This is a genomic window from Paraburkholderia sp. RL17-373-BIF-A (genome assembly GCF_046030175.1).
Lineage (GTDB): Bacteria > Pseudomonadota > Gammaproteobacteria > Burkholderiales > Burkholderiaceae > Paraburkholderia.
Genome location: NZ_JARESO010000050.1, coordinates 24,040 through 47,529 on the forward strand (window position 1 = coordinate 24,040; position 23,490 = coordinate 47,529).

Below are 23,490 nucleotides of genomic sequence, written 5' to 3' on the forward strand. Positions count from 1 at the left end.
TAAAGATGATCGACCTGAAAGAACGAGCCGGTGTCGCAATGAATGTCCGCAGCCAGCTGGGCGAGCCGACTGGTGATCCAAAAGTAACTTTGGGCGCGCTCGCATTTGCAAACGAACTGGGCAATCTGCTGTGGAGAATGAAGTATGGGCAGGACATTAAGCGAAGCGGCCTGCACCGCGCGACATTGTTGCTGGCGAGTCGCATCCGGTGGTCGGGGAAGTTCGCACGCGGCAAATTCACTGGTCTCGATCGGAAAGAGAATCGCGATCGGCGTGCGGGTCGCTCTGTTGAGCGCTCGCATGCCGATATCGTCGAGCGATTCGCTCAGCGTGTAATCATCGAATGGGTTGCAGACAAATGCCCTCATTGTGAGGGGCGCGGTGTGTCCGGCCGATCGGAGAAGCGGAAGACGGCAAAGGTCATCGAGGTTGAGTGCGAGACCTGTCGCGGCGAGCGCTTTCTGGTGGTCGATGAGGAATACATTCCATTTGCGCACAACGGCCGGGGGCCGATGGCTTTTCGCGAATACGAACGGTGTGGCATCTGTCATGGTCGTGGCACGATCCGCAGCGAACAGAAGGCTGTGCGCGATGGCCGGCAGATCTGCCGGTTCTGCGACGGGTCGGGTAGGCATCCGGTCGACGAAGCAGCGCGCGCGGTAGCGCTCGGCGTGTCGCTCGATCTGTACCGCTCACAATGGGCTCGCTACTTTCACGGCGTGTTCGCGGTGCTCGACAAGGTCGACGGCAGCGCGGCTGACACGATGCGTCGACAGATGCGAGCATGAAATTCTTGCAAACCAAGATTCAATCGAATATATTTCGGCCATCCTTTACCGAGTCACTGGATACCCGCTGGCACCGCGCGTTAGTCGTGCAAACCTCTCGGCGACACAACAATAAAAACTGGAGCCCGTTAGGTCGTGTGGAGGCGTGCGCCTTCGCGAACCGCAGAATCCAAAGCCCTGAGCGCGAAAGCCCCAGGGCTTTTGCATTTGGGAGTCGCCATGTCGCGTGGCTCGTTTCAGATCAGGGTCGATGCCAGCTCGCTAGTGCAGGGCATCGACGATAACGTGCAGCGTCAGTTGCCGTATATCCAGGCGACGGCGTTGAACAACACGGCGAAGCAGGCGCAGTCGGCATTGAAAACTGCGATGCCGCAGTACTTCGATAGGCCAACACCGTACACGTTGAGTTCGACGCGCATTACGTTCGCAACCAGAGCAAAGCCGGTAGCGACCGTGGGGTACAAAGACGACTCGTTCAAGGGGACGCCGGCGACGAAATTTCTGCTGCCAGAGGTGGACGGCGGCACGCGAAACGTAAAACGCATCGAGTCGTTGCTGCGTGGCAAAGGCCTTTTGCCGTACGACATGTACGTCGTGCCGGGCAGTGCGGCGCAGCTGGACCGGTATGGCAACTTCAGCCGTGGGCAGTATTCGAAGATCCTGGCGCAACTGCAGGCTTCGCGTGATCGAACGCAGAACGAAACGAAAGCGTCGCGCGGGCGAAAGCGGCGCAACCCGTCGACCGATGTACGCTACTTTGTTGGGCGGCCCGGCGGTGGCCGCATGCCGCTCGGTGTGTGGGCTCGCTACCAGTTTGCGCACGGCTACGCAGTCAAGCCGGTGCTGCTGTTTGTCAAAGCGCCGCGTTACGCCGCGCGTTTCCCGTTCGACCAGATCGTGGCCGACGTGGTCGACGCAAACCTCAGCGCGAACGTCGCTGCTGCGTTCGCGCTGGCCGCGTCGACGTCGCGATAGGCGCGGTGGATGGCTGAGGGGATAGGGTGGTCCTATGCGGGGCGACGGCTCATAGCCCGCAAATGGGTCCTTCCTGGATATCGGCCAATGCGGGTAATTCGAGCCCCATCACACGCGCCGTCAAAGCAACTTTTCAGGGTAGCCACTCAGGTAGCCGGGTAGCCACTCCAGGTAGCCACCCGGATTCTTCGGGCCTTTGAAAGCCGTTCAAGTTTCCTGCAGGTAGCCACAATGACCGAGATGAGTATGCGGGGCTTCGCCCGTCATATGGGCGTAGCTCACCGCGCGGTTCAAAAGGCCGTGCAGTCGGGTCGTATCGAGTTGAACTCCAACGGCAAGATCCATGCGGAAGTCGCCGAAGCGGCGTGGCGACGTAACACTGATGAGTCGCGGCGATCATTCACGGATCTGTCGCGGCCGTCGCGCGCGAATGGCATCGAAGCATCGCCTTTGCTCCCGGCTGATCTTGATGACGACGACCTGCCTGCTGCCGCGAGCAGGGAAGACCCGTCGATGGTCGCGTATCGCGCTGCGCGAGCGGCGAGAGAACAGACGCGGCTTGAACGTGAGCGCATGGACCTCGAGCGAGAGCGCGGAACCACGCTGCCGCTTGCGGACGCACAGCGCCTCGCCTTCACTGCATTCCGCACGGTGCGCGACAACGTCATGAACATTCCCGTTCGCCTTAAAGATGCACTCGCTGCGGAGTCCGATCCGATCCGGGTCGAAACGATGCTCGACGCCGAGCTCGTACGTGCGCTCGCTTCCGTGGACGCAACTGCGCTGCTGAGCGAAAACGATATGGATGACGCCGATGGGAGCGACCGAGGCATTTCTGAAGACGATCACGGAGGCGATACGGCCTGACAAGCGGATCGGCATCGCTGAATGGTCAGAGAAGCATCGCATCCTGCCGGAGAGCAGCCCTGAGCCCGGCAAATGGCGAAATGAGCGTACGCCGTACCTCGTCGGCATCATGGATGCGCTCTCGGGTCAGGCGAGCAGCGTAACGCGCTACGCGCACGACGATGACCGCCCGTTCGAAAACAACCGTGTGATCACGGTCGGTCTCATGAAGGGGCACCAGCTCGGCGGCTCGGCGCTCGGCGAAAACTTTGTTGGTCGTTGCATCACGACGGCGGCCGGCAACATCCTCGCCGTGTTTGCGACGTACGACGACGCCGAGAAATGGGAAATGGACCGCTTCGAGCCGATGCGTTCCTCGACGCCGGATTTGCGTCGCCGCGTGCGCGACGCGATGAAGAAGGGCAGCGAAAACACCAAGCTTCGCAAGAAGTTCCCTGGCGGGTTGATGAATCTCGTCAGCGCGACCAAGGCAGGCCGTCTGAAGTCGACGACCGTTCGCTACGTGCTGCTTGAGGAGATCGACGAATATGAACTCAACGTCGACGGCCAGGGTAACCCGATCGACCTTGCGACGAACCGGACAAGTAACTTTGGTCGCCGCGCGAAGATTTTCGCGAACAGCACGCCAACGATCAAGCGACGCTCGCAGATTGAAAAGTTGTACGAGCGGGGCGATCAGCGCCGCTACTTTGTGCGCTGCCCCGATTGCGGTTCGCCGCAGTTTTTCGACTGGCACAAGGGCATGCGTCGATCGCCGGATGATCCCGGCGTCGTGCTGTACTACTGCCAGACCGGCTGCGGAGCGGGCAATCCGGAGAGCGTCTGGAAAACGCGGGGGTATGAGGGCGCCTACTGGATGCCGACGGCAGCCGGCGATGGCAGGACAGCCAGCTTTCACCTGAATGCACTGTATGCGCCCCTCGGATGGCGCCCGTGGTCCGATCTGATGGACGACTGGGAGGCCGCGCAAACCGACACAGAGAAGATGATCGCGTTCGTCAACAACGCGCTCGCCGAGTGTTGGGAAGACAAGAGCGCGGAAATGAAGTGGGAGACGATCAAGCGCCGTGCGGAGCCCTACAAGCTTCGTACCGTGCCGCCAGGTTGCCTGCTGCTGACGTGCGCCGTCGACACGCAGAACGACCGGCTCGAAGCGGAGATATCCGGTTGGGGCCGGGGCATGCGCAACTGGACAGTCGACCATGTCGTCTTGCGTGGCGACCCGGCATTGCCTGACGTATGGAACCAGCTCGACAAATATCTCGATACGCCGATTACCAACCAGTTCGGCGTGTCGATGCGCATCGAGTTGTGTGCGGTCGACACCGGGGGTGGCCGCACGCAGGACGCGTACGACTATTGCCGGTTGCGTCGGCATCGGGGGGTGTTCGCCGTGAAAGGTGCGAAAGACAAACACAAGCCGATCATAGGCCGCCCGACTGATCAGGACGTAACGGTCAAGGGAAAGACCTACGCAAACGGCGTCAAGCTCTGGCCTGTCGGAACCGACACCGCGAAGAACCGCGTCTTCGGTGCGCTGCTCGCTGATGAGGACCGGGAGATCGTTGACCGGCGCATGCATTTTTCGACGGACCTTGACGATGAGTACTTTGAGCAGCTGACGGCGGAGGCATACAACCCCTCGAAAGACCGCTGGGACAAGCTCAGAAAGCGCAATGAAGCGCTCGACCTTAAGGTCTACAACTTCGCGTGCGCGTATCACCCCCGGCTGCGCCTGAATGCCTATCAGGATTCCGACTGGGCAGCGCTCGAAGCACTGATCGAGCCGCGTGTGCAGGATCTGTTCACGTCTGTTCCGGCTCATGGTGACGCAGCGGAGGAGCCGGCTGTCGCGGAGACGACAGTGGTTGAAGCCGAAACGGTCGCGGAGGTTGACGGCGCGGCGGCTGGTGAAGAAGTCGGGTCGGCCAGCGATCACGTTGCGGCAGTTGAGGCACCAGTTCCGCAGGACACATGGATTCCACGCCGGGATAACTGGCTGAGGCGATAGATATGGCATTCACACAGCAGAACCTCGATGCGCTTGAACAGGCGATTGCGACCGGCACACTGTCGATCGAGTACAACGGCAAGCGCATCACCTATCGTTCCATGGCCGATCTGTTAAAAGCGCGGGACGTGATCAAGACGGAACTGGCGAAACAGACGCCGGGCAGTTCGCCGCGATCGAGCATCGCCATCTATGAGCGGTTCTGACATGAAGACAAACATTCTAGACAGAGCTATCGAGTATGTGGCGCCGGGACTCGCTGCACGGAGGATGCGCGCACGCGTATCCATCAATGCGGCGCGTGGTTTCGATGGAGCCAAGCGCGGTCCGCGTGCGGCGGGGTGGCGTGCAACCGGCGCGAGCGCGACGGCGGAGGTCATGCCCGCCCTCGGCGTACTGCGCAATCGCGCACGCGACCTTGTGCGAAACAACCCGCATATCCGCCGGGCGCTCAGGATCATGGTCGCGAACGCGATCGGGACCGGCGTGCAGGCCAAATTTTCCGACAAGGCTCTGCAGAAACTCTGGAAACGCTGGATCAAGGTGAGTGACGCTGCCGGGTTGCTGGACTTCAACGGACAGCAGGCACAGGCATACAAGGCTCTCAAGGAGTCGGGTGAAGTGCTGGTGCGCTTCCGCACGCGTCTTCCGCAGGACGGCATGGAGGTGCCCCTGCAACTGCAGGTTCTCGAGATCGACTATCTCGATACGCTCAAAGTCGGGCTGGTCGATGGTGGCTTTGTGGTGGCCGGCGTGCAGTTCAATGTAATCGGGCAGCGAACCGGTTACTGGCTCTTTGACCAGCACCCTGGTGAGGTCGCAACGGTGCCTCGCAATATGCTGAGCCGCTTTGTGCCGGCGTCGGAAATCATCCACCTCTTTGACGCCATCGATCGGCCGAACTCGGTACGTGGATTTCCGTGGCTCGCCTCGGCTATCTGGAAGGCACGGGATCTTGACGAGTATCAGGACGCGGAACTGGTGCGTAAGAAGATCGAGGCCTGCTTCGCGGCGTTCGTCACGACGAGCGACGAAGGGTTTCAGGTCGGTCGCACAACTGCGACTGCACAGACCGACGCTCGCCGGGTTGAGGCTTTGTCACCTGGCATGGTTGAGTACCTGCGGCAGGGGGAGACTGTCACGTTTTCAGCGCCGGCGACGAGCGCCGAATACGAGAGCAATGTGCGTGTCGATCTGCGCGCGATCGCCGCCGGTACGGACACCACCTACGAGCAGCTGACAGGCGACTACTCGCAGGTGAACTTCACGAGCGGCCGTATGGGCAAGATGGAATACAAGCGCATGCTCGAGCAGGAACTATGGCTGATCTTCATTCCGATGTTCTGCGAGGTCGTTGCGCGGCGTTTTGTTGCGACCGCATACCTTGCCGGTAAAACGAAACTTGCCGTGGCAGACGTGTCGTGGTCGCCGCAGCGCATTGAATTCATCGATCCGCTGCGTGAAGCCAACGGGATCATCGCACTGATCGACGCCCGATTGAAGAGCCGCCATCAAAGCATTCGTGATCTTGGCGATGACCCGGACGTGGTCGATGCAGAGATCGAAGCGGACACCCTCGCAATCGAGGTGCCGGTTTCGGGACGTTCGCTTGATGCGAAATCGGCGCATGACGTCCTCGACCGGCTGGAGCAGATCCTGTTGACTGTGCCGCAGTAGTTCCCTGCAAAGCAACTTTGAACCCGCTACAACGCCCGCGCAACGCGGGCGTTTTCTATTGGAGTGAACCATGCCCGAACCCGTTAATGGTCGTCGGGGCGGCGTCGGCGCGTCTGCCTCGACGATGCCCCTGCAGACACGGCTGCAGCCGGTCTCGTCGGTCGATGCACAAAATCGCACGGTGGATGTCACCTGGACTGCCGGTGCCCAGGTACAGCGCTACGACTGGATGCGCGATCGAACCTATCTCGAAGAGCTCAGCACCGATCCGGGTGCGGTCCGGATGGACCGGCTGCAATCCGGAAACGCCCCGGTGCTCAACGATCACGATCGCTGGGGCGGCCTTGATTCGGTACTCGGTGTCGTGTCCAGCGCCTCATTGGACGGCGGGAACAGTACAGGCCAGGCGACGCTGCGCTTTTCGGCACGCGATGCCGTGCAGCCGTATTTGCAGGACGTGCAGGACGGGATCCTGCGCAACGTCTCTTTCGGCTACCGGACCTATCGGATCGACATGATCCCGCCGGGTCAGGAAAACAACGACCAGTGGATCTATCGGGCGATCGACTGGGAGCCGTATGAAATTTCGCTGGTCTCCATTCCGGCGGATCCGAATGCAACCGTGCGCGGCGCGGGCGGCGCATCCGAACAACAACGTTTCTTTCCCTGCGAATTTATCGATCGAAGCGCAGGGACTTCATCTGACGGGGCCGACGCCTCGCAACTTAACCAAGGAGCTGTGATGCCCGGTGAAAACCAACCTCAAACCCCTGCACAACCGTCCGGTTCGCAAACCACTACGGCGGCACGAAGCGATGACGCAGCGGCCCAGAACGAAGCCGCCCGCACTGCGGGCGCGCAAGCCGAACGCCAACGCATGATGGATCTGCGCACGGCAGTGCGCGCGAGCGTGCTGGACAACCAAGACCAGCTGCTCGAGGGCTTTATTGAACGTGGCGTGACCATCGAAGCCGCGCGCGAAGAAATCCTGCGCCTGCAGGCTGAGCGCTCGGCGGCCAATCCCCAGCGTGGTGCCGCCAACATCGTCACCGTGACCGACGAGACCGATGTTCGCCGCGCGGCGATGACCGATGCGGTGATGCATCGCGTGAACCCGCGTCACGAACTGAACGATGCGGGCCGCCAGTATCGCGGCATGACGCTGCGGGAAATGTGCCGCGAGGCGCTGGAAGCGGCCGGCGTCGACACGCGCGGCATGGACCTTCGCCAGCTGGCTGGCATGGCACTCGGTATGACGGGCCGTGCGGGATACACTTCGACGTCGGATCTGCCGATCGTCTTCGGCAACGTGATTAACCGGACGCTGCGCGATGCCTATTCGGCGGCACCGCGGTCCTTCACGAGCTGGGCACGGCAGGGCTCGCTGACGGACTTCCGCCCGGCAACGCGCGTGCAGGTCGACGGCGCCCTGAAGCTGGAAAAGATCAACGAGACCGGCGAATACAAGTACGGCAAGCTGACCGATAGCGGTGAAGTGATCCAGCTCGGCTCGTACGGCAAGATCATCAACTTCACGCGCCAGATGATCATCAACGACGATCTTTCTGCGCTGCAACGCGTGCCGCTGTATTTCGGCCGCGCTGCGGCAAACCTCGAGTCCGATGTCGTCTACGGCTGCCTGACCGCCAACCCCGCCATGTCGGACGGCAAGGCGCTGTTTCATGCCCAGCATGCGAACCTCGGCGCGGGCGGTGCGATCTCGATCGACACGCTGACGGCGGGCCGTACAGCGATGCGCGTGCAAAAAGCGCCGGGAGACGGTACGCCGCTCAATACTGCGCCGAAGTTCCTGCTCGTGCCGGCTGCGCTCGAAACGATCGCTGGTCAGTACACCAGCAACCAGTACACGCCGAATCAGGCCACGCAGCAAAACCCGTTCTTCAATACGCTCACTCCAATCGTCGAGCCTCGCCTGGATGCCGTCAGCGCGTCAAGCTGGTATCTGGCCGCCGATCCGTCCGCGATCGACACGGTCGAATTCTGCTACCTCGAAGGCGAGCAGGGCTTGTACACGGAGCAGGACCTGGATTTCGACGTCGACGGCCTGAAGGTCAAGGCGCGGCTCGATTTCGCTGCGAAGGCAATCGACTATCGCGGCCTGTTCAGGAATCCGGGCCAGTAACCCGGCACGTGCGCCGGCCTCGTGCCGGTGCAGTTCAGTCTATGTCAACTTCAGAAGGAACTGATCTATGAATAACTTCATTCAAAAGGGTCGCACACTCACGGCCACGCTGGCGGCGGCGGTCACCTCCGGCCAGTTGGTGCTGCTCGGCAACGGCAAGTTGCCGGCCGTCGCTTCGGGCACCTATGCTGCCAACGTCGAGGGTGAGTACAACACCGGCGGTGTGTATGAGTTCCCGAGCGCGACGAATGGTGCTGCGGTCGTCGGCGACCGCGCCTACCTGGATCCGGCAACCGGCGTTGTCACGGCGACGGCAGCAGAGAACGATCCGGTCGGTCACTTCGCGGCGCCAAAGGCCGCAGCCGATGCTACTGCGCGCGTGCGACTGTGGCTGTAGGCGATTTTGATCCGGGCGTGTTCTGGGGTGCGTTCGCAGCCGCTGGCATGCTAAAGACCGCTACGCTCGCGTTGGGCGATGGCTCAACGCGAGACGTCCAGGTTGGATTCATGTCGCCGGACGAACTGCAGCTCGACGGTCAGGTCACGGTGACTGACTATCAGATCGAGTACCAGAGTGCTGACCTGCCGGACCTGCGCCGTGATTCGACGCTCACGATCGGATCGGTTCGTTACCGCGTGCGACGACCGCCACGTCGTAAGGACGACGGCTTCTTCAGCGTGGCCGATCTGGAGTCCATGAAATGACCACGCGCCGTGAATCCTATGTCGCTGCCCTGATGAGTTTGCTCGAGGCAGACCCCGGTCTGCAGGCGCTCGGCACGACACTCAAACGGTCGATAGCGGAGGCAATCGACAGCGGAGAGTCTCCGGCGCTTGTTGTGCATCGTGGGCGCGATGTGGTTGCCGACTCGAATATCGGTCGGACGACCCGATCGTGTGCCCTGATGCTGACAGCGGTCGTTCGCGACCCAGCTCCGGACCGGGCCGCCGACGAACTGTTCGAGTTTGCTCATCCGATCCTTGTGCATTTCGACGCTGACGGTGTGGTCGGCGTCAATGAGGAAACGACCGACGAACCGGAGACTGCGGAGATTGAGGGCGGCGTCGGTGTCGTGACGTTGCACTACACGATTCTGTATCAAACGAACACCGACAGCCTGATCGCCTGACATCGCGGTCGCCGCGTCACCTACCAATCTAGAGGAGTTGATATGGCCGGGTCCAAATCAATGAAGAATTCCGTCGTGCTGGCGGCATTGCAGGTCGCAATCGGCACGCCGGCCGTACCGACATCTGCCGACGATGCGATGCTGGTGAGCAACATCAGCGCCAAGCCGGTCGCGGCCGACTATGTATCGCGCGACACGATCCGCCCGTTCTTCGGCAACGACCAGCAGCTCACGGCCGGCTGTCACGCCGAGCTCGACTTCGAGATCGAAGTGGCCGCCTCGGGCGTCGCGGGTACGCCGCCGGCATGGGGGCGGCTGCTGGTTCCATGCTATTTCTCCGAAACGGTCACGGCAGACACCAGCGTTGTCTATGCGCCGGTCAGTGTGCAGCCGAGCACGCCGTTGACGCTGTATTACTACCTCGACGGTCTCCTGCATAAGCTCACCGATGCATACGGCACCGTGTCGTGGGACTTTACGGTCAAGCAGATCCCGAAGCTGAAATTCCACTTCATGGGCGTCTATAACCCGGTGACCGACTCGCCGATCCCGACCGGCACGGACTTCTCGAAATTCCTGGTGCCGAAGATCGCGAGCACGCAGTTCACGACGTGGCAGATGCATGCGTATAGCGGCCCGCTGCAGGCGTTGTCGCTCGACATCGCCAATACGCTGAACTGGTCGCAACTGATCGGTTACGAGCGGGCGGAAGTCACGGACCGGAAGCCGACGGGCAAGATCACCATGCAGCTCGGCTCGGTCGCGGACAAGGACTGGTGGACCTCCGCCAGGGACGCGCTGCTCGGGGCACTGACGATCACGCACGGTGTCGGTGCCGGCAACATCGTCCAGATCGACGCGCCGAAGGTGCAACTGACCGACCCGTCGTACACGGATCAGGACAACAAGGTCATGCTCGATGCGACGCTCACAGTCACGCCGGACGCCGGCAACGATGAGCTCATCATCACCGTAAAGTAACTTTGCAGTTCAACGACGCGGGCCGGCATGTGCGGCCCGTTTTCATTTGAGGAACCGAATGCCATACGTTCTCGCAAAAAATCCAACCTTCACGACACTCGTCAGGGTCGTTGAACCCGGCATTGCTGACGATGGTTCGCTCGAAACGCACGAATTCACTGCTGAGTTCAAACGGCTCAAGCGTGATGAGGCGGAAACGCTCATGAAGTCGGGTCAGCTGGCCTATGTGGCGCTGGCGGATGTGCTGGTCGGCTGGTCCGGATTGAAGGGCGAGGATGGCGCGGACCTGCCATTTACCGCGCAGTACCGTGACGCGCTGCTGCAGATTCCCCACGCGATCGTGGCTCTGTGGGATGCGTTCCTGCTGAATACGTCGGGCGCAGCACGAAAAAACTGATTGACGCGGCGCGGCGGTGGGCGGGAGTGGCGGTCGATGACAGTCGGGTCGATGCCGGCGTCGCTGCAGCGCTCGCGGCTTTCGGTGCACGTCCGGAGGATGTAGAAAAAGCGCGCGAGCAGCAGGCTGAAAACGACTTCGAGGTCTATCCGGAGAACTGGCGGGCCGTCCAGGTGTTTCTTGCGCTCTCGACACAATGGCGTACGGTCGCTATCTCAACGATGACCAGAGCCCGCCTCATTCATACCGGTCTCGACTATGCGGCAATCGAATCCGTCTTCCGGATGATGGGTATCAAACGGAAGCGCCGCGCCGCGATATTTCAGAAACTCAGGGTGATGGAAGAAGCCGCACTCGATGCGCTGCTGCCTGAATAGCCCTGTCTGCAGACGCCCCTCGTTGAGGGGCTTTTTTTATGGCGGATCGATATGGCTGGAACAACTGGGTCGCTCGGCCAGCTGGTCGTGCAGATCACGATGGACCCGTCGTCCTATCAGGCGGGTGCTCGTGGCATCAGGTCAGATGCGCAGGCGATGGGCTCGACCGTCGGGAAGGCGGGCAACGATGGCGCCGTCGGCATGGACAAGATTGGCGCGCATACGGCCGGTGCGCGTCGGGAGTTGCTCGTCATGGCGCACGAGCTCGCAACCGGCAATTTCAAGAACTTCGGCGGCTCGCTGATGGTGTTCGGCGAACAGATCGACGCGTTCAGGTTCATTCTGAGTCCAGTCGGGCTCGCGGTGGGTGCCGTGGTCGCGGGGTTTGGCCTGTTCGCGGTAGCGGCGTACAAGGGCCACGAAGAGGCGGAGACGCTAAGCAAGTCGCTGCAGGTCACGGGCAACTATGCAGGGTTGACGGCGAGCAGTTTCGCAGCGCTTGCGCAGCAGATTTCCGCCGGCACCGGAGACGGTTTCGGGACCGCACGCGCCGGCCTTCAGGCGTTGGTCTCCACGGGTCAGATCACGGGACAGTCGCTCGAAGTGCTTGGTGAAGACGTTGTGCGCATGCACGACCTGACCGGTGAGAAGCTCGACGACATCGCGAAGGATTACGCCAGAATGCCCGAGGGCGTCGCGAAGTGGGCCGAGCAGCATAACCAGAGCATGCACTTCATCACGACGGCGCAATACGATTACATCCGGCAGCTCGAAGACGCGGGCGACAAGCAGGGTGCAATGCTGGTTGTCGCGAAAGCGCTCGACGACCAGCTGCGCAACGAATCGCTCAAGAATCTGGGGTTGCTGGAAACCGCGTGGCGAAAAGTTGGCAATGCCGTCAGTGGCGCATGGGAATGGATGAAATCTATCGGTCGCGCGGAGACGGCTGCCGAGCAGATCGCAAGCGCAACGGCGGAGGTGCAGCGGTTGCAAAACGCGTTGAATGCACCCAGCGGCCAGATGAATGCCGATCTGCTGCAACCGCAGCTTCAGGCGGCGCAGGCGAGACTTGAATCGCTAAATCGTGATGCTTTGCGTGCCCAGGATGCAGCGACGGAGAAGTCGCAGCAGGCACAAACACAACAGGCCGGCATTGCCGCGTCTGACTTCCTGAAAAAGCTGCAGGACGAGGAAAAAGGCATTAGCCGCGTCAGCCAGGCGCTGGATGACTATCGCAAAAAGGTCGCGGACTACAACAAGGCCAATCCGAACAGTCCGGTTTCGAAGCAGCAGCAGGCCGCCGATGAGGCTTATCTGCGCAAGCAGTACAGCGACCACTCGGGGCAGTCCGAAGCAAACAAGATCCGTAAGAGCATGCTTGACGCTGCCTTGCAGACGACCAGAAACGGGCTGGACCTGATCCAGTCGGCGTACAAGGCTGCGGACGACCAGTTGCAGGCGCTGCACAAAGCAACTTTGATTTCCGACCAGACTTTCTATACGGCAGAAATCACGGCGGCCGATGATGCCGCTCAGAAGCAGATCGCGGCCTACGGGCAGGAGAAGAAAACGCTGCAGGATGCGTACTGGAAAGCGCCGCTCGACGAACGGATCAAGATCACGCAGGAGATCGGTGAGGTCGATACGAAAATTGCCAAGGTCCGGCAGGATAACGCAGCGAAGGATGCGGTCTACCTGACGCAACAGACTGAGGCGCAGCGCAAGTACCAGAAGTCCATCGAAGATACGCGCGATGCGCTTCTCGCGCAGGCCGGCGTGAGCGCTCCAAAGGCTGCACACGACTACGATGAAAAGAACCGCGGTGCGATGCTGCAGGCGGCGACGACGGGCGATCTGAGTGGCGCCGCATTCCTCGACCAGAACCGGCAGCTCACATTGCTGATCGCTCAATACAACGACGTGATCACGCAATCGAAAGAGGCACAAAACAGTATTTCCCTCGACCAGCAGACGGGCGTGACCGGTCTGCTCGATGCGTTTTCACAGCTGCGTTCGAATTCGGCCGACACCGTGCAGTCGTTGCAGTCACTGTACGACCAGGTGAACAGGCTGTCGTGGCAAACGACGGATGAGGGTGTGCTGCGCAGTCTTGACCAGTTGCGCGACAGGATCCGGCAGTCGATGCTCGATAGCCAGAACTACTTTCAGGACTTCGTCGATGCCGGCAAGAGCGCATTCTCCGGCATGTTCTCAGACATCGTGACGGGGTCCAGAACGCCCGCACAGGCCGTTCAGTCGATGGTCTCCAGCATGCTCGCTTCGTTCGCGCAGCTCTTCGCGAACAAGGCGTATTCGAGCATCGTCAACAGCCTGTTTGGCTCGATCTTTCCGACGTCGACGGCGGCAACGGGAAGCGCGGCATACGGCTTCACGATGCCATCGTCCATTCAGGGCAGCGGCGCCTTGTTCGGCGCCAATGCCGGATTGATGTTCGCAGGCGGTGGCGACGTGTCGGGGCCGGGCACAGGAACCAGCGATAGCATCAACGCGAAGCTCTCGAATGGCGAGTTTGTGGTGAAGGAGAGCGTCGTCTCGCAGCCCGGCGTTCGCTCGTTTCTGCAGGCTCTCAACGGCGGTCATGGTGTCAGTGGCCGAAATCGCTTTGCTAACGGTGGGTATGTCGCAGACGACTCGTCGGGCGCCTCGGTATCGGGACCGAACGTCGATCTGCATATTCACAACGCACCGGCCGGTGCCCAGGTCAACCAGACCAAGATGCCGAACGGCGGTCTGCGGCTCGACGTTATTCTGGAAAAGGTCGACCAGCACATTGCTTCCGGCATCCGGTCAGGCCGGGGTGCGACGGCCCGCACCATGCAGCAGCAGTACGGGCTTAACCGAACCGTGGGGCAAACCTGATGGCAGATCTTCCGACGTGGCCAGCCACGCTGCCGGATCCGCGTGCGAGCGGTTATGGCATCCAGCCGGTGACACCGTACGCGCGCACCGATATGGACAACGGTGCAGCCCGACAGCGGCGCCGCTTCACCAGCGTCCCTTCGCACGTGTCGGTGACGTGGCGCTTCACGCACGCGCAGCACGCGATCTTTGAAGGGTTTCTGGCATACGAAATCAATCTTGGCACGGACTGGTTCGCAGTGGGTCTGCTCAACGGTATGGGGGTGAATCAGGTGCAGGCGCGATTCATGGACGATCCGCCGTACAAGTCAGCGATCAGCGACTCGCGTGCCTGGTTCGACGTGACCGCCACGCTTGAAGTGAAGGCGCTGCCGTTGCCGTCGCGAGATGAATATGAAGTGTTGCGTGCGTACACAGAGGCCGAAATTGCGGCAATGAGTGACTCGCTTCACGAACTCATACACGTGCAGTTACCCGGTCCGATGAGGTGGAACTGATGGCGACAATCACAGAGGCGCTGGCGGAAGTCTACGCCAGCAATCCGCAAGACGAGGTCGTGCTGACGACGCTGGAATTACGGCATTCGTCGTTTATCGATGATGCGGGCAATCCCGCGCCGATCCGCGTGGTCGCCGACTATAACGATCTGGTCGCAACACTGGAGAGTGACGCACCGCTAAACGCGAGACAAAGCGTGACCTTCACCGCCGTTGCGTTCCAGTTTGCGCTACCGTCAATGGAGGAGGGGCAGGCGCCGCAAATCGACATCGTGATCGACGGTGCAAGCGCCCAGATTATCGGCCATCTCGAAAGTGCGGTTACGCAGACCGAGAAAATCGAGTGCACTCACCGACGTTTTCTCGCCTCTAATCCGACTGCGGGGCCGCACGACGAAGAACCGCTGACGCTATATGTCGCGAGCGCCAAAGCAACTTTGACGCGGGTCACGGCGACGGCGGCGCTCACCGACATCAACAACAGTCCATTTCCTTCGGACGTCTATAGCCCGGACGTCTTTCCGGGGCTCGTGCGATGACGCCAGAACAGGCTAATGCCTACATCGGCCTTCCCTGGGCGGACGGTGCTCGAGGTCCCGACTGCTTCGACTGCTGGGGATTGCTGCGCTGGGTCCAGCTTCACCACTTCGATCTGGTGTTGCCCGACCTGCCGGCTATGCCCGATACGCGGCGCGAGCTCTATCGCCAGCATATGGATACGGGAGCATGGCGTCTTATCGAGCGCCCTGTGCACGGAAGCGGAGCGCTGCTTCGCGGTGGAGATCGTCCGCATGTCGGCGTGTTTCTCGAACTTGATGGCGGCGGAGTGCTTCACGCGCAGGAGGGGGCGGGCGTCATCTTCACCGAGCGGTCAAAACTCAAAAAAGTGGGGTATCCACGTGCTAGCTGGTACAGCTTCCTATAAGGCGACGATCGTTCGCGCCGTGAATCCGTATTGTCATGCGCAGGGCCGGCAGGTCTATGAGCTCGGCTCGCCAATGTCGCCTGCAAAGTGGGCCGAGCGGGTAGGCGTCGACACGCAGCACACAATCATCTGCGTGGACGGCGATTACTGGTTAAGGAGCGATTGGGAAAGGCCGATCCCGCACGGGGCGATCGTGCAGTTCATTCCCGTGCCAAAAGGCGGTGGCGGATCAAATCCCCTGCAGGCCATACTGCTGGTTGCAGTGGCTGTTGCTTCGGTCTACACGGGCGGTGCTGCTGCGGCTGCGTACACTGGGGCGTCGTCGGCCGCAGCGGCAGCAGCTGCGGGTATGGCGACGTCGTACGCCGTTGTCTCAACGGGCGTGTCGATGGCCGTCATGGCTGCGGGTTCGATGCTGATCAACGCGATCGTCCCGGCCAAGACGGCGAGCGTCGCGCAGGGCGTCACAAACAGCCCGACCTATTCGCTATCGGCTAGTGGCAACGCCGCAAGACTGCTCGAGGCGATTCCAGTTCTCTATGGCCGGATGAACGTCACGCCCGACCTGGCAGCAACACCGTACACGGAGTATCTCGGCAATGATCTCTACGTGTATCAGCTTTTCTGCATTTCGAAAGGCGAGATCGAGATCGAGCAGGTCCTGATCGGTACGACGGACATCGGAAATTTCAGCGAGATTGACTATCAGGTTATCGGACCGAACCAGGCGGTCACGCTTTTTCCCGATAACGTCGTAACGAGTGATGCAGTTAGCGGGATCGAACTGCAGGCGCCAAACGATAGCGGCGACTGGGTCGGGCCATTTGTTGCCAATCCGGCAGCGAGTGCGGCGAATTTTATCGGGCTTGACATCACGCTACCCTCGGGTCTCTTTTACGCCGCCGATGACGGTTCGCTGCAGAACCTCTCGCTGACGTTTGAGGCGCAGGCGCGGCTCATTGACGACGCCGGCGCAGCCGCAGGCGACTGGATCGAGCTTGATATGCGGGAGCTCAGTATGGCGACGTCCCAGCCGCAAATGATCTCGTACCGTTACAGCGTCACACCGGGCCGGTATGAGGTCCGCATGCGGCGCACGACAAATCTGAACACAGACACGCGTGCCCAGAACCGGATTCAGTGGGCAGCATTGCGCGCCTACCTGCCGAGCGAGCGATATTACGGCAATGTGACTTTGCTGGCGATGCGCGCGCGAGCCACGAATTCGCTGAATTCAAGCACGGCGCACGACGTGCACGTGATCGCGACGCGAAAGCTGCCGATCTGGACGGGGAGTGGATGGAGCGATCCGCAACCGACAAAGAGCATTGCATGGGCGATAGCTGATGCGGTCCGGAACGCCGACTATAGTCTTGGCCTGCCTGACAAGCGGCTGGACATTGATGCGCTCGAACGTCTCGAGGCAGTGTGGGCTTCGCGTGGTGACGAGTTCAACGGCGTGTTCGACACGAAGGGATCGTTCTGGGATGCGCTGACTACGATCTGCCGGGCTGGCCGGGCAATCCCGATGTACTTCGGCGGAGTAATCAGCATCGTGCGGGATGAGCTGAAGACCGTCCGCACGGCAATGTACACGCCGCAGAACATCGTGGCGGGTTCATTTGAGGCGGATTACGGGTTCTTCAGCGTTGATTCGCCGGACTACGTGACGGTCGAATACATGGATGAGACTACGTGGTCATGGCAGGACGTCGCATGTGTTCCGACGGGCTCGCCGGCTTTGGTCGAAAAGCGGATCCAGATGGTCGGTCCAACGAAGCGTGCGCAGGCGTGGCGCGAGGGCATTTACATGGCCTATGCGAACCGCGATCAACGCAAGACAATCATGATCACGACCGAGCTGGACGGTCTGATTCCGCTCTACGGCGATCTGGTGGGAATCTCACACGATTTGCCGAAGTGGGGCATTTCCGGTGTCGTCGAGAGTTTTGACGGCGTGCGCGTCGGCGTCAGTGAGCAGCTTGAATGGACAGCCGGCGCACAGCACTACGTCTATTTCGCTCAGCGCAATGGCGCCCCGACGGCAGCGCTCCGTGTTGCGCAACCGGCTGGTGATGCCGACGGCATGTCGATGATGCTGGTGGATCCGTTGCCGGAGCATTTTGACTTTAGCGACGGTTACTCGGAAGAGCCGACGCGGTTTTCGTTTGGTCCGGCGCTCGACAGGATTGCGCAGGACGTCCGGCTGATCAAGGCGACGCCGCGCGACGGGCAGGTTGAGCTGACGTTCGTGAACAACGCGGAGAGTCCTCACACGGCAGAGGCCGGCATGAGCCCGCCTGCGCCCGTGTCACCATCGCTTCTGCCGGGCGTGATCCACGCACCGATCATCGCGCAGGTGAGTGCCAACTCGAAAATCACGCCGGGCTATGTGTCGATCACCGCGTCTCCGGCCGCAGGGGCGTTGCTGTACGAGTATCAGGGCAGCCTCGACGCTGGCGTGACGTGGGCCCAGCTCGGCACGTCGGCGAGCAATGTCCTGACCGTGCCTATCGCGCTGGGGACGTGGGAGTTTCGCGTGCGCGCCTATGGCGCGAGCGGGTTGCCAGGGCCGTTTGCGACCTGGACAGGAACGGTCGACGAGTTCAAGTATCCGCCGGCGCCGCCTGTGCTCACGTTGCGCGAACCGTTTGCCGGCAATCAGCTGTCGATCGAAATCCAGCGGCTGCCAGACGTCGATTATTTCGACGTTAGCGTTGTGGTGGGTGGCGTCGTCAAATACGGGGCGGAAATCACGGCACAGAACTTTACCTGGACGCTTGATCAGGCGAAGTTCTACGGCGCCGTCGCGGGCACGTTCGACGTGAAGGTGGCCGCCGGCAACATCGCTGGTTCAGGCAATCCCGGCACGATCACCGTCACGAACCAGCCTCCGCCTGCGCCGAGCGTGGCCGTAACTGGCGGGGACACCACAGTGACTTTGTTGATGAGCGTCGCGGGCTATCCGGATGTCGCTGGCTATCGTGTCGCGGATCCGGACGGCGTCGTCGTATGTGACAGCACGACGGGAACCTGCACGATCGACCTGGACGGAGAGACCTACACCGTCTATGCCTACAACGCGTGGGGCAGCGTGTCGACCGGCACACCGGTTGTTGCTTCGCCGCCCGGTGGTGATGGCGGTCCGGGGGATGGCGGCGGACCAGCTTGACCAGCAGACGCATGACACAGAGGCCGCCCGAACGCGGCCTTTTTTATTTCTACCGGGAAACCCATGTATGGCACTTTCCACAATTCAGAAGATTGACCGGCTGTCGGTCGACTGTGACCTCGCGCATCAGGTCGTCCACGGCGCGGCGGATGCCGCCGTGCAGACCGACGGCGGCCCGATCCCGACGATGGCGAATGCCGTGGCCACGCTCAAGGCTTACAACGTCCGTGGAGACTGGGTCGCGGGCATGACCCTCGCGATGAAGGATATTGTCATCGCGGGCAGCGTGGCATATGTCGCACTGTCGTCTGCGGAGTTCGTCTCGAATGACATCGCGGCGGATCTGGCTGCTGGCCGTATCGGGGTGCATCAGGGCGCGACGGTCGAGGATCTGGCGAATCCAGACAAGGGCGTCAGGATGGTGGCGCACGCCGTCGACGATCGGGATCTGGCAAGTTCTGACGCTGGCAAGGGCGTCGGAATGGTCGCCCATGCCGTCGATGACCGGGTGCTCGCAGGAGACGGCGGGGCGTCGCTCATTGGCTTTCTTGCGGCAGGTGATGGAGCGGTGCGGCAAATGCTCGCGGAGATTCTTAACGAGTCGGTAAGCGTCGCGAGCTATGAGGCCGACCCGGCCGGCGCCGCGGATTCCACCGCAGCGTTCAAGGCGGCAATCGCACGGGTTACCGCGCTGGTCACGGCACAGGGCAGTCCCTATCCCGCACCGGTGATTGACGTGCCGCCTGGCGTCTACAAGCTTTCGGATACGTTGAACCTGCTGCCCTGGCACCGGATGCGATCGAAAGGTGTTGTGCTGCTCGACTTCCGCACGCTCGATGCGGCCAAGGACGGCATCGTCATGCGTAACGAACAGACGGTCATTGCGATGGGCGATGCGAAGTGGGCGTCGGTGGCCCCCTTCCTGGATGGCAGTGCGGGCTCGATTGTCGTGCTGGGGCCGGGCAAGGCGACGTCAACCGGCTGGGGTCTCCGGATGGGTAACACAACGGCCGAATCCAGCGACATTCGCGACACCGGCGGCCGCAACGTGATTGTGACGGGCTGGCGTGGCGCATTGCGCTACGACCCGATCAATTTGTATCTGATCACGTGGGAGCGCTGCCGTTTCGAGCAGAACGGCTCGGAAAACCTGTACGTAAGCAGCGCGACGCCAGTGGTCAATAGTGGCGAACGTATGACATTCAACGACTGCGTATTCGCTGCGGCTAACAATGCCGTTTATCACAACTGTGACGGCTACAGCTACGAGTTCGGCGGCTGCTCGTTCGACTACCACGCGACGCCCTTCAAAATAGATGCGCTCGGCCGCTACTCGCGTTTTTTGTTCAAGGGTGGTCATTCGGAGGCGTTCGACCGCCTGTGGTTCGATGCGACGGCGAGCGGCGAGCGTATCGAGTTGACGATGCAGGGGCACGAGATTCTGCCGACGCATTATGTCGACGCATCGTTCATTGCTTCGCCGCGCACGCTTATCGACGGCAACGCGGCGAATCGCGTGCGTATGTCGGCGTTCGGTACCTCGCTGCGCTACCTGTGGCGCCCCTATCTCGCCGACACGCCAATCGTTGGCGACAACGTGCTGATCCACGCGCTCGAGGGCACGATTCAGGAGGGCTATTACGTACCGCTCACGCGCTCACGCTCTCTCGGCCGCGACTATGATTTCTCAGCGAACGCAATCGGAACGAGTGCGGACGCGCTCACGCACTGGACGCGCGATCTCGGGTTGACCGATGTCGACGTGCGCGACATCCAGTCGACCCCGACGCTCGGTCAGGCATTGCACCTGCACGGCGCGGCGGCCGAGTCGACGATCACATTTCATTCGAACGAGAGCATCCCGTGCAAGCCAGGTGAAACCTATTGCCCTGGCTGCGATGTGTTTGCGAATGGCACGGCCGGCGACCTCAATATCCGCGTATTCATGCGGTTCTATGACTATCAGGGCAATCAGGTCGGAAACGATCTCGGTACAACGTACAGGATGGGCGATGCGTACGCGGATCCAGTCCTTCCCAACTTCGCAGCGGGCCGCAACCGCGCAATGACAGTCGATCACCGGATCCAGACTGTTCCTCCGCAGGCGTCCAGTTTCAGGTTGTTTTTCACCGTCTCGGCGTTTGTCGGCGACGTCTATATCAAGAACGTGCGCGCGCTGCGCGCCTGAACAGGGGGATTTCATGCGAGATATCGAGAAGTGGATTCTGCGCACGGTGCCGCAGGACAAGTGCCTGCACGCGCTCGCTGGCGTGCTGATCTTCGGCGCCGCACACTTTATTTCGTGGCAGGTTGGGATTGCAGTCGTGCTCGTTGCCGGTATCGCCAAGGAGCTGGTTGACCACCTGACGGGCGGTGACGTGTCCGTGTGGGATGTCGCGGCGACTCTGTCCGGTGGGCTGCTTGGACTGCTCTGTTTCGCACGCTAGCTGAATCTGTAAAGACGTTATCCAGGACCGCCGTTGGGCGGTTTTTTTTCGGCCGCTCCGATCGCATCTCGGCGCGGCCTTTTTTATTGGGGGCATCGTTTGAACGAGAACCTTAAATATTCCGATCAGGGCATGTCGCTTACGGAGAAGGCGGAGACGCTGGTGCTGTTTGCGTATCCGGACCCCGGCTCGCCGCTCGCCAAAGCCTTGCAGGCGCGGGGGCTATGGCAGCGGGTGCTGGCTGGCGCGGCAATTCCTCTCGAGCTGGGGTCGCTAAGTGGTGCGCCGTGGACGGGCGGGTGGGGCCATACGGGCCCGGACGTCAGACCCGGGATGGTGATCACACGCGACATGGCCGTCGACTGGTTGAGAGCCGACGTGCGCGGCGCGGAAGCTGTGGTCAAACGTGACGTCAAAGTTGCTTTGAATCAGGAGGAGTACGACGCGCTCGTCGACCTCGTGTTCAACATTGGCAGCGGCAACTTCGACACGTCGACGCTTTTGCGCAAGCTCAATGGCGGCGATACGGATGGCGCCATCGCCGAATTCGCCCGCTGGAACAAGGCGGGCGGCATCGTGCTGACGGGACTGATCAAACGGCGCGAGGCCGAACGCGCGCTGTTCCAGCTCGGCGCGAATCACATGAGGGTCGCCGCATGAAAAACGATGCTCTCGCCCGGCTCATCTACGCATACATGGCGATTTACATAGCGGTGTCGGCATTTGCCGCGCCGTGCTCGGCGACGTCGGTGATGCTCACGCGTGATGGGTTCTGGGGGTATGTCGTCACAACAGGGACCGCAGCGCTCGCCCTTGTCGTGGCCGCCGACGTTGCGATCAATGACTGGTTACCGGACAGATACATATTCCATTGGGCGCAGACCCGCCGGCATTGGCTCTACGCGACGACCGCGGCCTGCTACGTGACGCCGATATTTGCGGCGAGCGCGTATTTCATCAACGCGGCGCAGGTGGTTTTTTACGTGGGCATGGCGCTGTTCGGGCTGCTGCTCGGTTATCGGGAAACGCAGGCAAAACGGGGGATAACGTGCGCCGATTGATTCAGTGGGGTTGGGGAGGGTGCGCGCTGCTGTGGGCTGCAGCTGCGTATGCAATGGTGCGACAGACCGAGACTGCGCTTGCCGATGGGCTGGCGGGCATTCCGGCCGCGTCGCTGGTGCTGGCCGTGTTCCTTGCGTTGATCGGCGGCACGGCCAGCACGTTCCAGCGTTTCGCGTCGAGCGATCCGCCGGCACGTTCGGCGGCGATCGAGATCGGCAGTGTGATCACCGCATCGATCGTAGCAGGGCTGTCCGCGTTCTTTTTTTGCGAGTGGCGGGGGTGGCCAGCGCCGCTGACGGCGCTCGCGATCACGTTGGCGAGTTGGGGCGGCAAACGCGTGCTGGATCAGGCGGTCGATGCCGGACTTCGTCGCATTCAGGGGGAAAGGCAATGACAGAAATCACCAGTCGTATCGCGACCGTGGTCGCGGGCCTCGTTGCCGTCGTGCTGGCGGTCGCGTGCACCGTGCAGTTCTTCGAGCTGCGCAGTGTCCGATCGGACTATGCGTTGGCACAACAGAAGGCGCAGACCGACGATCAGTCGATCGGCACGCTTCGCTCTCAGCTCGCGACGTCGCAGGCTGATCTCGCACAAGCGGCCTCCGGCGTGCAGGCGTGTTCGGCATCGGTTGCGCAGGCCGCGTCCGAGGCGAGTGCGGTCAGGGCCGCTGCGACCGCCGCGAAGGCGAAGGCAGCAACGCAGGCGCAGGCCTACCAGCAGCAGATCGACGCGCTCTCAAAGCGCATTCAGGATCCATCCAACCAGTCGGAGACATGCGATGCGGCATTCGACCGTTTGCGCGGCGCTCTGTAGCGCGCTGCTTGTTATTCCCGGTTGTGGCTCGACGCCGCCGGCACCGATCTCCCCTGTTGTCCACACGGAGACGGTCGAGGCGAAGATGCAGGTGCCCGTGCCGTGTATCGATTCCGTTCCGCCATTGCCTGTGTTCCTGTCCGACGCAGATTTGCTGGCCGCGCCCAACGGTTCGGCCGTAGATCGCATCTGGCGGGATCACTTGCAACGGGAGAAATGGGAGACTGAATTGACGGGATTGCTCGCAGCCTGTGTATCCCGTCCGGTCGGCCAGTAGAAAGCGGCCCATCCGTATGGATGGGCCGAAACGTCAGGGGATCAGTCCGAACGGAACCGCGATTTTCAACA

Annotated in this window: 24 protein-coding genes; all 24 read left to right on the top strand. The window is 61.4% G+C overall.

All coding sequences use genetic code 11. The features are described from left to right. Positions 1 to 5 precede the first annotated feature (5 nt). A complete protein-coding gene (locus P0D80_RS37695) occupies positions 6 to 788 on the top strand; it encodes a DnaJ-like cysteine-rich domain-containing protein (RefSeq protein ID WP_408291410.1) in 783 nt (260 codons plus the stop codon). A 219-nt stretch (positions 789 to 1,007) separates the two neighbouring features. After that, entirely contained in the window at positions 1,008 to 1,763 is a 756-nt protein-coding gene (locus tag P0D80_RS37700) for a hypothetical protein (protein ID WP_408291412.1), read from the top strand. A 231-nt stretch (positions 1,764 to 1,994) separates the two neighbouring features. Next, positions 1,995 to 2,630: a hypothetical protein gene (locus P0D80_RS37705; protein ID WP_408291414.1), complete on the top strand. Its 636-nt coding sequence runs from the start codon at positions 1,995 to 1,997 to the stop codon at positions 2,628 to 2,630. After that, on the top strand, positions 2,578 to 4,641 hold the full coding sequence (locus P0D80_RS37710) for a phage terminase large subunit family protein (protein WP_408291416.1): 2,064 nt from the start codon (positions 2,578 to 2,580) through the stop codon (positions 4,639 to 4,641). Before P0D80_RS37705 ends, P0D80_RS37710 begins: the two co-directional genes overlap by 53 nt. Before the next feature lie 2 nt (positions 4,642 to 4,643). Next, on the top strand, positions 4,644 to 4,847 hold the full coding sequence (locus P0D80_RS37715; RefSeq protein ID WP_408291418.1) for a phage head-tail joining protein: 204 nt from the start codon (positions 4,644 to 4,646) through the stop codon (positions 4,845 to 4,847). A 1-nt stretch (position 4,848) separates the two neighbouring features. After that, positions 4,849 to 6,318, top strand: coding sequence for a phage portal protein (locus P0D80_RS37720; protein WP_408291420.1), 1,470 nt, complete (start codon positions 4,849 to 4,851; stop codon positions 6,316 to 6,318). A gap of 70 nt (positions 6,319 to 6,388) precedes the next feature. Then, entirely contained in the window at positions 6,389 to 8,461 is a 2,073-nt protein-coding gene (locus P0D80_RS37725; protein WP_408291422.1) for a prohead protease/major capsid protein fusion protein, read from the top strand. Between the two features lie 67 nt (positions 8,462 to 8,528). Further along, complete coding sequence (locus tag P0D80_RS37730; RefSeq protein WP_132375443.1) at positions 8,529 to 8,858, top strand: DUF2190 family protein; 330 nt, start codon at positions 8,529 to 8,531, stop codon at positions 8,856 to 8,858. 17 nt (positions 8,859 to 8,875) lie between these two features. Next, positions 8,876 to 9,166 carry a head-tail joining protein gene (locus P0D80_RS37735; protein ID WP_459252767.1) on the top strand — a complete coding sequence of 97 codons (291 nt, stop codon included), beginning with the start codon at positions 8,876 to 8,878 and terminating at the stop codon, positions 9,164 to 9,166. After that, on the top strand, positions 9,163 to 9,591 hold the full coding sequence (locus tag P0D80_RS37740; protein ID WP_408291427.1) for a hypothetical protein: 429 nt from the start codon (positions 9,163 to 9,165) through the stop codon (positions 9,589 to 9,591). The genes P0D80_RS37735 and P0D80_RS37740 overlap by 4 nt, the downstream gene beginning before the upstream one ends. 42 nt (positions 9,592 to 9,633) lie before the next feature. Continuing rightward, the gene (locus tag P0D80_RS37745) at positions 9,634 to 10,572 is read left to right on the top strand and encodes a phage tail tube protein (RefSeq protein ID WP_408291429.1); all 939 of its coding nucleotides are present in this window, start codon (positions 9,634 to 9,636) and stop codon (positions 10,570 to 10,572) included. A gap of 58 nt (positions 10,573 to 10,630) precedes the next feature. Next, a complete protein-coding gene (locus P0D80_RS37750; protein WP_408177937.1) occupies positions 10,631 to 10,969 on the top strand; it encodes a hypothetical protein in 339 nt (112 codons plus the stop codon). Between the two features lie 26 nt (positions 10,970 to 10,995). Next, positions 10,996 to 11,346, top strand: a complete 351-nt coding sequence (locus P0D80_RS37755; RefSeq protein ID WP_408291432.1) for a DUF1799 domain-containing protein — start codon at positions 10,996 to 10,998, stop codon at positions 11,344 to 11,346. 51 nt (positions 11,347 to 11,397) lie between these two features. Next, a complete protein-coding gene (locus P0D80_RS37760; protein WP_408291434.1) occupies positions 11,398 to 14,226 on the top strand; it encodes a phage tail length tape measure family protein in 2,829 nt (942 codons plus the stop codon). Further along, on the top strand, positions 14,226 to 14,723 hold the full coding sequence (locus tag P0D80_RS37765) for a hypothetical protein (RefSeq protein ID WP_408291436.1): 498 nt from the start codon (positions 14,226 to 14,228) through the stop codon (positions 14,721 to 14,723). Before P0D80_RS37760 ends, P0D80_RS37765 begins: the two co-directional genes overlap by 1 nt. Further along, positions 14,723 to 15,262 (top strand): DUF1833 family protein, encoded by a 540-nt coding sequence (locus P0D80_RS37770; RefSeq protein WP_408291438.1) that lies wholly within the window; start codon positions 14,723 to 14,725, stop codon positions 15,260 to 15,262. The genes P0D80_RS37765 and P0D80_RS37770 overlap by 1 nt, the downstream gene beginning before the upstream one ends. Beyond that, positions 15,259 to 15,648 (top strand): NlpC/P60 family protein, encoded by a 390-nt coding sequence (locus tag P0D80_RS37775; protein WP_408291440.1) that lies wholly within the window; start codon positions 15,259 to 15,261, stop codon positions 15,646 to 15,648. The genes P0D80_RS37770 and P0D80_RS37775 overlap by 4 nt, the downstream gene beginning before the upstream one ends. Next, entirely contained in the window at positions 15,623 to 18,820 is a 3,198-nt protein-coding gene (locus P0D80_RS37780) for a host specificity factor TipJ family phage tail protein (protein WP_408291443.1), read from the top strand. Before P0D80_RS37775 ends, P0D80_RS37780 begins: the two co-directional genes overlap by 26 nt. Before the next feature lie 67 nt (positions 18,821 to 18,887). Continuing rightward, entirely contained in the window at positions 18,888 to 21,008 is a 2,121-nt protein-coding gene (locus P0D80_RS37785) for a hypothetical protein (RefSeq protein ID WP_408291445.1), read from the top strand. A gap of 13 nt (positions 21,009 to 21,021) precedes the next feature. Then, positions 21,022 to 21,267, top strand: a complete 246-nt coding sequence (locus tag P0D80_RS37790) for a hypothetical protein (RefSeq protein ID WP_408177944.1) — start codon at positions 21,022 to 21,024, stop codon at positions 21,265 to 21,267. 99 nt (positions 21,268 to 21,366) lie between these two features. Next, complete coding sequence (locus P0D80_RS37795) at positions 21,367 to 21,927, top strand: lysozyme (RefSeq protein ID WP_408291447.1); 561 nt, start codon at positions 21,367 to 21,369, stop codon at positions 21,925 to 21,927. Next, entirely contained in the window at positions 21,924 to 22,328 is a 405-nt protein-coding gene (locus P0D80_RS37800; RefSeq protein ID WP_408291449.1) for a hypothetical protein, read from the top strand. Before P0D80_RS37795 ends, P0D80_RS37800 begins: the two co-directional genes overlap by 4 nt. Next, positions 22,316 to 22,723, top strand: a complete 408-nt coding sequence (locus tag P0D80_RS37805) for a phage holin family protein (RefSeq protein ID WP_408291451.1) — start codon at positions 22,316 to 22,318, stop codon at positions 22,721 to 22,723. Before P0D80_RS37800 ends, P0D80_RS37805 begins: the two co-directional genes overlap by 13 nt. Continuing rightward, positions 22,720 to 23,142, top strand: a complete 423-nt coding sequence (locus tag P0D80_RS37810; RefSeq protein WP_408291453.1) for a hypothetical protein — start codon at positions 22,720 to 22,722, stop codon at positions 23,140 to 23,142. The genes P0D80_RS37805 and P0D80_RS37810 overlap by 4 nt, the downstream gene beginning before the upstream one ends. Positions 23,143 to 23,490: the final 348 nt, after the last annotated feature.